General features: G+C 71.4%; 10 protein-coding genes. 4 read left to right on the forward strand and 6 right to left on the reverse strand.

Annotated elements, in window-relative coordinates:
* On the reverse strand, positions 1-2,928 hold the full coding sequence (locus tag HJG45_RS09830; RefSeq protein WP_171611952.1) for a PAS-domain containing protein: 2,928 nt from the start codon (positions 2,926-2,928) through the stop codon (positions 1-3).
* 133 nt (positions 2,929-3,061) lie between these two features.
* Entirely contained in the window at positions 3,062-3,781 is a 720-nt protein-coding gene (locus HJG45_RS09835) for a response regulator transcription factor (protein ID WP_171611953.1), read from the reverse strand.
* 668 nt (positions 3,782-4,449) lie between these two features.
* On the opposite strand from HJG45_RS09835, the gene HJG45_RS09840 reads away from it, so the two are divergent.
* From HJG45_RS09840 to HJG45_RS09850, 3 genes are all read left to right on the forward strand, one after another.
* Positions 4,450-5,061, forward strand: coding sequence for an HdeD family acid-resistance protein (locus HJG45_RS09840; protein ID WP_171611954.1), 612 nt, complete (start codon positions 4,450-4,452; stop codon positions 5,059-5,061).
* Between the two features lie 154 nt (positions 5,062-5,215).
* Positions 5,216-5,806: a chromate transporter gene (locus HJG45_RS09845; RefSeq protein WP_171611955.1), complete on the forward strand. Its 591-nt coding sequence runs from the start codon at positions 5,216-5,218 to the stop codon at positions 5,804-5,806.
* Positions 5,806-6,330, forward strand: a complete 525-nt coding sequence (locus tag HJG45_RS09850) for a chromate transporter (RefSeq protein ID WP_171611956.1) — start codon at positions 5,806-5,808, stop codon at positions 6,328-6,330. Before HJG45_RS09845 ends, HJG45_RS09850 begins: the two co-directional genes overlap by 1 nt.
* Positions 6,331-6,345: 15 nt before the next feature.
* Here HJG45_RS09850 and HJG45_RS09855 read toward each other — a convergent pair whose 3' ends face one another.
* The 3 genes from HJG45_RS09855 to HJG45_RS09865 form a co-directional block, all read right to left on the reverse strand.
* Entirely contained in the window at positions 6,346-7,659 is a 1,314-nt protein-coding gene (locus HJG45_RS09855) for a CitMHS family transporter (RefSeq protein WP_171611957.1), read from the reverse strand.
* A gap of 208 nt (positions 7,660-7,867) precedes the next feature.
* A complete protein-coding gene (locus HJG45_RS09860) occupies positions 7,868-9,988 on the reverse strand; it encodes a TonB-dependent receptor domain-containing protein (protein WP_171611958.1) in 2,121 nt (706 codons plus the stop codon).
* A 54-nt stretch (positions 9,989-10,042) separates the two neighbouring features.
* Complete coding sequence (locus HJG45_RS09865; protein WP_171611959.1) at positions 10,043-10,384, reverse strand: DUF2946 family protein; 342 nt, start codon at positions 10,382-10,384, stop codon at positions 10,043-10,045.
* 118 nt (positions 10,385-10,502) lie between these two features.
* Between HJG45_RS09865 and HJG45_RS09870 the strand changes: the two genes are divergently transcribed.
* Entirely contained in the window at positions 10,503-11,957 is a 1,455-nt protein-coding gene (locus tag HJG45_RS09870; protein ID WP_171611960.1) for an FAD-binding oxidoreductase, read from the forward strand.
* Between the two features lie 80 nt (positions 11,958-12,037).
* Here the strand turns inward: HJG45_RS09870 and HJG45_RS09875 are convergent, their stop codons facing one another.
* Positions 12,038-13,753 carry a thiamine pyrophosphate-binding protein gene (locus tag HJG45_RS09875; protein ID WP_171611961.1) on the reverse strand — a complete coding sequence of 572 codons (1,716 nt, stop codon included), beginning with the start codon at positions 13,751-13,753 and terminating at the stop codon, positions 12,038-12,040.
* Position 13,754: the final 1 nt, after the last annotated feature.

Below are 13,754 nucleotides of genomic sequence, written 5' to 3' on the forward strand. Positions count from 1 at the left end.
TCAGCCGCCGGCGGCCGAGCGTCGCATCAGCGTCTCCGGCGCGGCGCGGGCGGCGCAGGGACGGCGCAGCGGCAGCATGATGCGGAAGCGGCTGCCCATCTCCGGCACCGTCTCCACGGTGATGCTGCCGCCCATGCTCTCGAGCAGCATCCGGCTGATCGCCAGGCCGAGGCCGAGGCCGCCGAAGCGCCGCGCCACCGAGCTGTCGGCCTGGGAGAAGGGCTCGAAGAGCCGCGCCTCGGTCTCCGGCGGGATGCCGATGCCGGTATCGGCCACGACGATGCCGAGCCGCCAGCCCGCGGCATCCTCCTCGAGCGCCGCCGCCTCCAGCGAGATGCGGCCGGCATCGGTGAACTTCACGGCGTTGTCCAGCAGCTTGCGCAGGACCTGCCGCAGCCGCTCCTCGTCGCCGACGACCGCCTGCGGCAGGCCCGGATCGAGCAGCAGCACGAAATCCAGCCGCTTCGCCCTGGCGCGGGGGGCGATCAGCCGGGCCATGTCGGCCAGCGTCGCGCGCGGATCGAAGACCCCCTCGCGCAGCACCAGCCGCCCCCGCTCGAGCCGGGTGACGTCGAGGATGTCGTCCACCAGGCCGAGCAGCTGCCGCCCTGCCTCGACGACCATCTGCAGGTCCGCCACCTGGTCGGGCCGGGGGTCGTGCGCCAGCAACACGTCGGTCAGCCCGATCACCGCGTTGAGGGGCGTGCGCAGCTCGTGGCTGACGATCGCCAGGAATTCGGTGCGGCTGCGGAGCGCCGCCTCGGCCGCCAGCCGCGCCGCCTGCTGCGCTTGCAGGGCGACCTGGCGGGCGGTGACGTCGCTGAAGGTATGCAGGGTGCGGCCATCGGGCAGGGACCGGACCCGCAGCTCCATGATGCGGCCCTGGCGTGTCCGCCGCATGACGGGGGCGGGTTCGCTGGCCCCGGCTTCGCTGGCCGCCTCCGCGGCCGGGGCGGCCGGCTCCGTGGCTGCCGGCATGGGGCGGGCATCGTCCTCCCCGGCCGGGCCGATCGCATGCTGCAGGATCTCCGGCATCGGCGTGCCCGGCTGCGTCAGCGCCGGCGGCAGGTCCAGCAGCTCGATCGCCACGCCGTTGATGAAGGCCAGGCGCTGCCCGGCATCGACCAAGGCGATGCCGATCGGCGCATTCTCGAAGGCTGCGGCGAGGGCGGCGCGGGCGACCAGCGCCTCGTCGAGCGCCGCCGCCTCCGCCCGCAGCGCGGCGTGATGCGCGCTGACATCGGTGAAGGTGCGGATGAAGCGTCCGTCCGCGAGGAAGGTCGTCCGCACCTCCACCACGCGGCCATCCGGCTTCACCCGCTGATAGGCGAGGCCGGACTCGGTCCGGTTCTGGATGGCGTCCCAGGAGCGCCGGATCTCCTCGCTGTCGGGATCGGTCTCGCCGGTCGCGTTCTGGTAGCGGATCATGTCCTCGATCGAGGTCCCGGGCCGGGCGAGTTCCGGCGGCAGCCCGGCGAGGTCGATCGCGGCCTGGTTGATCACCCGCACGCGGTTCTCGGCATCCACCAGCATCACGCCATGCGGGACGCTCTCGAAGGCCGCCGTCATCGCCGCCTCGGCCGCCAGGGCCCGGTCGCGGGCGGCGGCGAGGGCCTCGGCCCCGTGCCGCGCCTCGGTGATGTCGGTGAAGGTCCGCACATGGCTGCCGTCGCTGGCGTAATTCGTGCGGATCTCGAGGATGCGGCCATCCGGCCGGCTCCGCACGGTCACGAAGGGCGGGGAGCCGGGGCCGCCGAGGCTGTCGATATGGGTGTGGGGCGCCGGGCCGCCGCCGAACTCCCCGGCGCGGGCCTGCCAGTCGACGATATCCTCGATCCGCCGGCCGGGCACGACGAGCGCCGGCGGCAGGTCGAGCATCTCGGCGACCTGGCTGTTGGCGACCGCCACCCGGCGGCCGGGATCGATCATCATGATCCCCTGGCCGACATGCGAGATCACCGCCTCAAGCTGCGCCCGCGAGCGCGCCTCCTGCCGGCGGAAATGCAGGACGGTCAGCCAGATGGCGGCGATGCCGAAGGTGACGAGGGCGCCGACGGCGATGAGCTCGCGCTGCTCCTCGCGGGCCGGGGCCAGCACCGAATCGGCGGCGAGCCCGACGGCGACGATGAGCGGGCGCCCCTCGACCCGGTGATAGGCGAAGAAGCGGTCGATCCCGTCGAACGGGCCCACCGCACGCCGCGTCGTCTCCGTCGCACCGGCGCGGAAGGCCGCGATGCTGGCCGGCGGGACCACGGCGCCGACCAGGCTGACCGGCCGGGGGACGCGGGCGCGCAGCGCGCCATCCAGCCCGAAGAGCGCGATGACCGCATCCCGCAGCTCGAGCTGGCGGTAGAGGCGGGTGAAGGCGGCGCTGTCGAGGCTGACCAGGATGATGCCGACGAAGCCGCCCGCGGCGTCGCGCATCGGCCAGGCGATGTCGAGGGCCGTCCGGCCGTTGCCGGTCGGATGCAGCGCGCCGACCTCCAGCCTGTCCTGCTGCGGATCGGCCAGGATGGCGGTGACGATCGAGCGGTCGCGCAGCGTCGCTGGATCGGCGGACAGCGCCGAGCGGGAGAGGCGGATGCGGCCATCGGGGCCGAGGATGGCGGCATCGAGGATGTCAGGATCCGGATCGATCCCGAGCCAGGCGGGGATGGAGAAGCCGGCGGCGTCGCGGGCATGCAGCGCGGCGCCGAAGCGGAGGATGCTCTCGATCCCGCGCAGCCGGCCGGCGACGCTCGATTCCAGGGTGCGGGCGAGGGTGGCCGAGCTCTGCCAGCCGGCCTTCGCCGCCCGGCGGAACTCCGACTGCACGGCGATATGGACGAGCAGCCAGAGGAGCAGTACCAGGGCGGCCGTCATGACAAGCCCGGCCCGGTGCATCCACCAGGCTGGCCTGCCGACCTTGACCGCCGCGTCTGTCTGCAACTCCGTACTCCGGACCCGCGGCCGGATCGGGATGGCCTTCCTGGGGGGGCCGTCCCGCCGAGCCGCTACGTCCGGCGGTGTATCACAAAAATTTTAATCGCGCCTAATAGATACGACAGGCGCGCAGAACGTCTCAGGCTGCGAGACGTTCGCCGGCCCGTGGCTCAAGCCGGTAGGCGCCGCGATCGGTGAGCAGGAGCTGCGGGTTCGCCGGATCGGCCTCCATCTTCTGCCGCAGGCGATAGATGTGCGTCTCCAGCGTGTGGGTGGTGACGCCGCTGTTGAAGCCCCAGACATCGGCGAGCAGCGTGGCGCGGTTCACCGGCGCCGCATTGGCCCGCAGCAGGTACTTCAGGATGCGGCATTCCTTGTCGGTCAGGCGCACCTTGCGGTTCTTCGCCGGATCGACCAGCAGCCGCACGCTCGGGCGGAACAGGTAGTGGCCGATGGTGAAGGTCGCGTCCTCGGAGTTGTCGAACACGCGGAGCTGGGCGCGGAGCCGGGCGAGAAGCTCGGAGAGGCGGAAGGGCTTGGCGATGTAGTCGTTGGCGCCGCTGTCGAGGCCCCGCACCACGTCCTGCTCGGCATCGGCGCCGGTCAGCATGATGATCGGCATGCGCTGGCCGTCGCGGCGGAGGCGGGCGCAGACATCGCGGCCATCGGCGTCGGGCAGGCCGATATCGAGCAGGATGGCATCGTACCGGGTCTCGGCATTGGCGAGCTTGGCCATCGCCTCGGCCGCCGAGCTCGCCTCGTCGACGATGAAATCACCCTCCATGGCGATCTGTTCCGCCAGGCTGGCACGCAGGGCCTCGTCGTCCTCGACGATCAGGATGGGGCGGGCGATGGTCATGGCACTCTCCTTCATGGGCGATCCAGGACGTTGCACGCAGACGCTTAAAAAAAGCATCACCGCTCAACTTGTGATACTGGATACGCGATCTCCTGTGCGATCTGCCAACGAATATTCGCAGGTCCGCCTACACGATGCTGTGCGGCATGACACACGCTCGCATCACTTAGACAAATGAAGTTTTGCGAGAGGTTGGGTGCTCGGGAGGGCAGCAAGAGGGCAAAGTCGCGGCAGCCGCCGCCGAAGCCGACTCATGTTGCCCAGGGACCACAGTGCTCCGTTCGTGGCGGCGCAGCACGACCTCTTACATGCGCCGGCACTGATCGTTGCTTGCTCGCCATCAGGCGGAAAGAATCATCCTCGTCCTGCCGCGTCGGGCGGCGGGTGCGCGGCGCAGGCGCCCCAAGGGCGGTGTCGCCGCCCGCAAGATCATCGACACCTGCGGCTCGCGCGACCGAAACGGGCTCCGGATCATGCCCTGGGACGTTCTTCGCAACATTCTTCTCACTGGCCGCCTCCCGCGCGGGCGTTCTACAGCGGAGGGCGGCCATGTCCCGGAGGCCAGGCCACCGAGGGCCGTGATCCGCGGGCGAGGAGCTCCTGCGCCAGGGCAATCCCTGCCCGTCCGCGATCCGCTGTCCTGGCCACGCAGCCGAGGAGACCAACCGATGTCTGGCACCGATACGGCAACGCCGAGCCCCATCCCGGGCGCGCCGCCGGGGCGATTCCCGCTCATCCGCCTGATGGCCCGGGGCTGGTGGGTCTTCGTCCTGCGGGGCGTGGTGGCCATCCTCTTCGGCCTCCTCGCCTTCCTCGCCCCCGGCATGGGCCTCGCCTTCATGCTCGGGATGCTCGCGGCCTGGATGGCGATCGACGGCGTCTCGACCCTCTATCAGGCGGTCAAGGGCCCGCCGGAGCGGCACGGCTTCTGGTTCTGGCTGGACGGCATCGCCTCCCTCGCCGCGGCCGCCGCCATCCTTTTCCTGCCCGGTCTCTCGGCGATGATGCTGGTCTTCATCACCGGCATCTGGAGCATCATGATCGGCGCCTTCCGCCTCGTCCTCGCCTTCCGCCTGAAAAGCGTGCTGATGGGGCTGTTCGGGGCGGTCAGCGTGTTCTTCGGCTTCTGGCTGCTGGTGAATCCCGGCCCCGGCCTGCTGGCGCTGATCTGGATCGTCGGCATCGAGGCGGTCGTCGCCGGCATCCTGCTCATCAGCCTCGGCTGGCGGCTGCGGCGGGTCCATAACGACCCGCACGGCCCGGCCCTCGGCCAGGGCTGAGTCCGGCGCCGGGGGGGTGATGGACGCCCCGGCGCTTTCCGGCGAGCATGGCGGCGGGACGGCCCCCGGCAGGATTGGCCCCGCCGTCCCACCGACCCCGCCGATGCGAATCGCAGGCCGGGCCCCAGGGGCCGGGCGACCGGAGACACATGCCTTGCCCGCAGCGCCCGATTCCAGCCCGCCCGCGACCGTGACGCCCAGCCGGCCCGATCTCTTCCTTGGCTATGTGAAGATCGGGCTGTTCGGCTTCGGCGGCGTCGCCGCCTGGGCGCGGCGGGTCATCGTCGAGGAGCGGCGCTGGCTCACCGAGCGCGAATACGCCGAGGTGCTCGGGCTCGGCCAGGTGCTGCCGGGGCCGAATGTCGGCAATGCCGCGGTCATGATCGGCCGGCGCTTCCACGGCCTCCCCGGCGCCCTGCTGGCCACCGCCGGCATCTACTGCGCGCCGCTGATCATCCTGATCGCGCTCTGCCTGCTCTATGACCGCTACGGCCGGCTGCCGGAGGTCAGGCCGGTGATGGCCGGCATCGCCGCCGCCGCGGCCGGCATGGTGATCGGCACCGCCTGCAAGATGGCGGGCAAGCTGAAGCTGGCGCCGGAGGCGGTGCTGCTGCTGCTCGTCGCCACCTTCTGCGCCGCCTGGCTCCGTCTCTCCCTGCCGCTGATCGTGCTGGCCCTGGCGCCGCTTTCCATCACCGCCTCGCTCTGGCGGGCCGGGCTCATCCTGCGCAAGGCGACCTCCTGATGGCGCTGCTGCTGCAGATCCTGGTCACCTTCTCGATCCTGTCCCTGGTCGCGGTGGGCGGCGCCAATGCGGTGCTGCCGGAGATGCACCGCCAGCTCGTCGAGCTGCGCGGCTGGATGGACGACGCCACCTTCTCCCAGCTCTATGCGCTGGCCCAGGCGGCGCCGGGGCCGAACATCCTGGTCGCCAGCGTCATGGGCTGGCGCGTCGCCGCCTGGGGCGGCATGGCCATGGCGACGCTCGGCATGCTGCTGCCCTCGGCGATCCTCGCCTGGTGCATGGCCGGGCTGCTGCACCGGCTGCGCGGCGCCGCCTGGCTGAAGCCGGCGCAGGCCGGGCTGGTGCCCATCGCGGTCGGGCTGCTGCTGGCGGCGGGGCTGGTGATGGCCGAGGCCTCCAGCCAGTTCGGCCTGCTGCCGCTCGTCATCGTCGCCGCCTCCACCCTCTTCGTCTGGCGGACGAGCTGGAGCCCGCTCTGGGTGCTGGCGGGCGGCGGCGTGCTGGGGCTGCTGCTGCTCGGCTGAGGGCCGCGCTGCGTGTCAGAACAGCGGGAAGGCGCCGACCAGCCCGCCCGCGAGCAGCATCACCATCGCCGCGCAGAGCGCCCAGGGTAGGGTGAAACGCTGATGCGCGCCGAAATCCACCTCGCAGAGCCCGACCAGCAGATAGGTCGAGGCGACCAGCGGGCTCAGCAGATGCACCTGCTGCCCGACCAGCGAGGCGCGGCCGATCGCCTCGGCACCATGGCCGAAATTGCTGCCGGCCTCGGCCAGGATGGGAAGGATGCCGAAATAGAAGGCGTCGTTGGAGATCAGGAAGGTGAAGGGGATGCTGACCAGCGCCGTGATCAGCGGCACGAAGCGGCCGGCGCTGTCGGGGATGATGGCGGTGACGCTGCGCGCCATCGCCTCCACCATCCCGGTGCCGGAGAGGATGCCGGTGAAGACGCCGGCGGCGAAGATCAGCGAGACCACCGCCAGCACGTTCGGCGCATGCGCGGCGATGCGCCGCTTCTGCTCGGCGAGGTTGGGGTAGTTGATCGCCGTCGCCACCGCGAAGCCGATCATGAAGAGCAACGGCAGCGGCAGGATGCCGAGCAGCAGGCCGGCCATGAGCACCACGGTCAGGCCGAAATTCACCCAGAGCAGATGCGGCCGCCGCTCCGGCGGCAGCGGCTCGACCGTATCGACCACGCCCCCGGTCGGCGCCGGCACCTCGTCCAGCCCCGGCAGGTTGGCGACGCCGATCCGTGCCCGCTCCTGCCGCCCCAGCACCCAGGCGACGAAGAGGGCAAATCCGAAGCAGGCGACCATGGTCGGGATCAGCGGCACGAAGAGCGCATTGGCATCGACATGCAGCGCGCTGGCGGCGCGCGCCGTCGGCCCGCCCCAGGGGGTGAGGTTCATATTGCCCGCCGCCAGCATGATGACGCAGGCGGCCGTCAGCGGCCGCATGCCGAGCCGCCGGTAGAGCGGCAGCATGGCGGTGGTGGTGATGAGGTAGCTGGTCGAGCTGTCGCCATCGAGCGAGACGATGGAGGCGAGCACCACCGTGCCCATCACGATCTTCACCGGGTCGCCGCCGACGAAGCGCAGCACCGTCCGCGCCACCGGGTCGAAGAGCCCGGCATCGATCATGATGCCGAAATAGAGGATGGCGAAGAGCAGCAGCACGCCGGTCGGCGCCAGGTTGCGGATCCCGTCCAGCACCATCTTGCCGATCTCGCCGCCGAAGCCCGCGAGCAGGGCGAAGGCGACGGGGACGAGGATCAGCGCCAGCAGCGCCGAGAGCCGGTCCGTCATGATCAGCACCATGAAGACCAGCACCATGGAATAGGCGAGCAGCGTCAGCATGCATCCTCCCCGACCGCCGCCTTGGCGGCGCCTGGGGTGGCCGCGCGGGGCTGTCTCTCGTTCCAGCGGCGGGACCGCGGCCCCGGCCGCGGCGAGGGGCGGCGGAAGGTGTCCGGGTCCGGACCTTTCCGCTGTAGCCAACCGCAAGGGCGGCTACAAGCGGCCGGGCGCCGGTGCCGGTTGCGGGGGCCGGCCTCCCGCGGCCCGGTCAGAAGGTGAAACGGGTCCCGACATAGAGGCTCCGGCCTTCGCCGGGATAGAAGACCGCCGTGTTCGCCCCCGGGGCCTGGGCGTTGATGATGGTCGAGACGTCGGAGACGTAGCGCTTGTTGGTCAGGTTGCGGGCATCGAGGAAGAGGGTGATGCCGGGCGCCACCGTCACCCCCGCCTCCAGGCCGAGCTTGATGTAGCTGTTGCCGCGCAGCGTGTTGGCGTAGTCCGCCCAGGCCCCCTGCGGCACCCAGTCCAGCGCCGGGCGCAGGAAGAAGCGGTCCGGCTGCGCATAGGCGAGGCTGGTCCGCAGCACATGCGGCGGCAGGCCGGCGATGCGGTTGTCGCCGTACTGGCGGTCGCCCCGGAAGCGGAAGTCGTTGAAGGTCCAGACCTGGCCGAGGGTCAGCCGGTCCCCTGTGTCGAACAGCCCCTGCGCCAGATCGTAGCGCGCGGCGAGTTCCACGCCCTGGTTGACGGTGGTGCCGGCATTGAAGGTGTTGGCCGGGATCGAGGGATTCAACGAATATTGCAGGAGCTGGCCGCGCAGGTTGCTGCGGAACAGCGTCACGTCCCAGCCGCCGCGGTCGAAGCGGCCGCGCGTGCCGAGCTCGACCGTCCAGGCGCGCTGCGAGTCGAGCGGCACCCAGACCGGCCGGATGCCGACCGTCTGCAACTGGTCTGAGAAGTCCGGCACGTCCTGGCTGCGGGTGATGTTGGTGAAGAATTGCAGCTCCGTCCGCGGCTGCCACAGCAGGCCGAGCTTCGGGTTGAAGCCGTCATAGGTGCGGCTGTAGCGCTGGCCGTTCAGCCGGTTCTCGTAGTCGCGGTCGTTGCGCAGCGCCTTGGCGCCGGCGACGAGGGCGAGGGAGGGCGCGACCCAGAGCCGATTTTCTAGGAAGAGCTCGTAATTCCTGGCGCTCTGCACGCCGTTCGCGGTGAGCGCGCCGCGGGAGCCGCGGAGGTTGACGTATTGCAGCGCGTCGTTGTTGCCGGCGTAGTAGCGGCCGCCCAGGATGATCTCGTCCCGCAGCCCGCCGATGGTGAAGCTGTGCGACCAGTGCGGCGCGATGCCCCAGGTCAGCCCGTCCTGGTCCACCACCTGGAAGATCGGGTGGTAGAGCGATTTGTGGATGATCCAGGAATCGATGTCGATCTGCCCGGCCTCCAGCCGCACCGAAGTGCGGTTGGCGAAGCGCTCGGCCCAGACGTTGCGGGCCTGGTTCTGCGCGACCTGGGCCGGGTTCGCCATGGTCGGCGTGGTCAGCGCCTGGGAGAGGGTGAGGGCCCCGGGCAATTGCTGGCGGGTGATGTAGACGCCGGCATAGAAGCGCGTCTCGACATTGTCCGAGAGGCGGTAGCCGACATTGCCGTTGAACTGGTCGTACTGGCCGCGGCTGTGCTGCCGCCAGCCATCCGTGGAGAAATGCGAGTAGTTGGCGAGGGCATCGGCATCGCCGAAATTGCGCGAGACCTGGCCGGAGAGGCGCCAGGTGCCGAAGGTGCCGGCCTCGGCGCGCAGGATGTTCGCCGCCTCGGCGGTATAGGCCGTCGGAGTGGTGAAGTTGATGGCGCCGCCGAGCGTGGAGGCGCCGAAGGCGAGGCCGTTGCCGCCCGGATAGACCCCGACGCTGCGGATGGCGAGCGGGTCGATCTGGTAGAAATCCCCCGACCCGTCGGCCAGGTTCACCGGAATGCCGTCCTGCAGCACCTCGATGCCGCGCAGGTGGAAGCCGCGGGCGATGCCGGAGCCACGGACGGAGAGCCGCAGCTCCTGCCCGTAGCGCTCCTGCACGAAGACGCCGGGCGTCTCCTGCAGCATGTCGCGCAGATTGAAGGCGCGGCGGTTCTCGAACTGCTCCGAATCGAGGAAGCGGACGGCGGCGGGCGCCTGCTCGATCTGCGCGCGCTGGTCTGCGACCGATGGGACGGTGAGGGAGCCGGGCGCCCGCCCGATCACCTCGGTCTCGGGCAGGGTGAGCACGGGGCTGCTGGACGCGTCCGAGAGCAGCGTGGCGGGTTCGGCCTGGGCCTGAGTCGGGATTTGGGTCTGGGCCAGGGCAAGGCCGGGCAGGGTGCTGGCGAGCAACGCGCCGGCGAGGCGCGGGAAGGACGGCATGGGGTGTTCTCCTGACAGGGCGAGGCGCCGGGTGGCGGCGCGACGAGGCGGCTGTCAGGCGAGGGGCGGTGCGCGCGGTTGCTGCGGCGGGGCGCGGGGTGCGGCGGGCGGCAGCCCGGCGAGACGCGGCGGCGGCGACAGCAGCCAGACCAGCATCCGGGCGGCGAGACCGGGCGCCTCGGGCGCCGGCGAGACGCTGCCGGGGCAGAGCGGGCAACTGTCGTGATGGTGCGGCGCGGGCGATGCAGGCTGCCCGTCCTCACCAACCAGCAGGGTGCGGATGCCGTCGGCCGAGCAGATCTCGATCGCATGGCCGGGGCCGCCGGACGGGGCCAGGGCGGCGAGGCAATGCGCGAAGGCCGTCGCCCACTGCAACGAGAGCAGCAGGGTGAGCACAACCGAAAATCGGGGTGCGTGGCACTTCATTTCGCCTGTATGCCCTAAGCCCTGGCCCGGTGTCATCTAATATGCCGCGAGAATTGACCCTGGCCGGCTTCCGGCTCAGGAGTCGGGCATGCCCGACGATCAGCCCCCGTCCTCCCCCTTGCCCGCCCCCTTGCCCGCTGGCCTGCTCGACCGCCTCGCCAGCCTGCTCGGCCCGCGCGGGCTGCTGACCGAAGCGGCGGATCTCGAACCGCATCTCGCCGATTGGCGCAACCTCTATCACGGCCGCACGCCCTGCCTGCTGCGCCCCGGCACGGTCGAGGAGCTGGCCGAGGCGGTGCGGCTCTGCGCCGCGGCCGGCCTGCCGCTGGTGCCGCAGGGCGGCAACACCTCCATGGTCGGCGGCGCGACGCCGGATGAGGGCGGCCGGCAGATCATCGTCTCGCTCGCCCGGCTGAACCGCGTGCGCGACATCGACCCGTTGGACATGACGATGACGGTCGAGGCCGGGCTGGTGCTGAAGACGGCGCAGGAGGTGGCGGCCGAGGCAGGCTGCCTGTTCCCGCTCTCGCTCGGCGCCGAGGGCACGGCGACGGTGGGCGGCGTGCTGTCCACCAATGCCGGCGGCAACACCACGGTGCGCTACGGCAATGCGCGCGAGCTGATGCTGGGGCTGGAGGTGGTGCTGCCGGACGGGCAGGTCTGGAACGGCCTCCGGCGGCTGCGCAAGGACAATACGGGCTATGCGCTGCGCCACCTCTTCGTCGGCGCCGAGGGCACGCTCGGCTTCATCACCGCGGCCGTCCTCCGGCTGTTCCCGCGGCCGCGGGAGACGGAGCTCGCCTTCTGCGCGGTGCAGGACGAGGATGCGGCGCTCGCCCTCTTCCGCCGCTTCCGCGACCGTGACGAGAGCGCGGTGCGCGCCTTCGAATACATGTCGGGCACGGGCGTCGGCTTCTATGCGACGCATATCGGCGGCGGCAGCGCGCCGCTGCCGGGCCACGACCACTACGTGCTGGTCGACCTCGCCTCCTCCCGGCCCGAGGCCGGGCTGCGGACGCTGATGGAGGCGGTGCTCGAGGAGGCGCTCGAGGCCGGCGAGGTGCTGGATGCGACGATCGGCGAGAGCGAGACGCAGCGCGCCGCCCTCTGGCGCATCCGCGAGGAGCATCCGGAGGCGCAGAAGCGCGAGGGCGCGAGCGTGAAGAACGACGTCTCGGTGCCCGTCTCACGCGCGCCGGAGCTGATCCGCCGCGCCTCCGAGGCCTGCCGGGCGCTGATCCCCGGCATCCGCCCGGTGCCCTTCGGCCATATGGGCGACGGCAACATCCACATGAACCTGGAGCAGCCGGAGGGCATGGACGCCGCCGCCTTCCTCGCCCGCAGCCACGACATCATGGAGACGGTGAACGCGGTGGTGCGCGATCTCGGCGGCAGCTTCTCCGCCGAGCACGGCATCGGCCGGCTGAAGACTGACATGATGGAGGACTGGCGCGGCGGCGCGGAGCTCGAGCTGATGCGCCGGATCAAGGCGGCGATCGATCCGCAGGGCCTGATGAATCCGGGCAAGGTGCTGCCAAGCTAAAGCGTGAATCACGCGATCAAACAACGGACTGGACCATGATCCGCGAACCTGTGTGAGCGGATCATGGTCTAGAGCAGCGCCTAACCTCCGGCGCGCCAGCGCCGCTCCGCCGCGTCCCAGGCGGCCAGCGGCTGCAGGTCGGGCACCCAGGCGAGGCCGGTCTTGGCATCGGAGGAGACCGCTTCCGGCGTCACCACCGCGTCGATCAGCGCCGGCCGGTTGGCCATGGCGCGGGCGATGGCCGGGCCGAGCTGATCGGCCGTCTCCACCCGCTCGGCATGCATGCCGAAGGCGCGCGCCATGGCGGCGTGGTCGCTGAACTGCAGCCGGGTGCCGACCACCTTGCCATGCGTCACCTCCTGGTCGTGCACCTCGATCTGCCAGGCGCCGTTATTGGCGACGACGATCAGCACCGGCGCCTTGTGCCGCACCGCGGTGTCGATCTCCATGGCGTTGAAGCCGAAGGCGCCGTCGCCGGTGGCGACGACCACCGGCCGCTCGGGGAAGGCGAGGCTGGCGGCGATGCCATAGGGCACGCCGATGCCGATGCAGCCGAAGGGACCCGGATCGAGCATGGCGGGCGCCGAGAGGCCGACGCGGGCGAAGCTGAGGAAGTCGCCGCCATCGGTGACGACGATCGCCTCCTCGCCCATCGCCTCCTGCAGCGCGGCCAGCACGCGGTTCGGGTGCAGCCGGCCGTCGCTGCCGTTCGGCGCAGCCGCCATGCCCTGCCGCAGCTTCTCCGCCCGCGCCTCGTGCCCGGCTCGGAGCTTCGCCGCCCAGCCGCGGTCGAGGGCGGGGGTGCGGTTGCCGGCCGCCTCGACCAGCGCCCGCAGCGCCGCGGCCGGCGAGGCCAGCAGCTCCACCTCGCCGCGGCGGTTGTCCCGCAGCTCGCCCGGCACCTCGCCGATGCGGACGAAGCGCGCCTCGCCGAAGACGGCCGGCGAGCCGTAGGCGAGCTGGAAGTCGAGCCGCCGCCCGACGGTCAGCACTAGGTCGGCATCGCCCATCACCGCGCCGCGCATGGCGGCGACCACCGAGGGGTGCGCATCCGGCACCAGACCGCGGCTCTCCCCGGTATCGAGATAGGCGGCGCCGAGCCGGTCGAGCAGCGCCACCAGCTCCGGCCCCGCCCCACGGGCGCCGCGGCCGGAGATCACCAGCACGCGCCGCGCCGACCAGAGCAGCTCCACCGCCTCGGCGATGCGCGCCGGATCCGGCAGGGTAAGGGGCCGTGGCTTCGGCCGCAGGTGCTCCTCGCGCTGCAGCGGCTTCGGCACCGGGGCGCGCAGCGTGTCGGTCGGGACGTCGAGATAGGCGGGGCCCGGCTCGCCAGCCTCGCCGAAGGCGCGGGCGATCGCCTCGTCCAGCTCGGCCAGCGCCAGCGCCGGCTCGCGCACCGTGCGGGCGTAGCGGGTGATCGGGCGCAGCAGCTGCGTGTGATCGAAATCCTGCAACCCGCCCCGATTCTCCTGCGGCTGCGGGCTGGTGCCGGAGAGCACCAGCACCGGCGCGCGCGAGACATGCGCGTTGGCGATGCCGGTCATGGCGTTGGTGACGCCCGGCCCGGCGGTGACGAGGGCGACGCCGAGCTGGCCGGTCAGCTCGGCATGCGCCTGCGCCATGTGCACCGCCGCCCGCTCGTCGCGGACATCGACGATGCGGATGCCCTCGGCGTCGAGCCGCATCCAGATCGGCATGATGTGGCCGCCGCAGAGCGCGAAGACGCGCTCCACGCCGCGACGCTTCAGCAGCCGCGCGATCAGGCCGGCCACGCTGTCGGGATCGATCGCCATG

Source organism: Roseicella sp. DB1501 (genome assembly GCF_013112485.1).
In the GTDB taxonomy this organism is placed as follows: Bacteria; Pseudomonadota; Alphaproteobacteria; order Acetobacterales; family Acetobacteraceae; genus Paracraurococcus.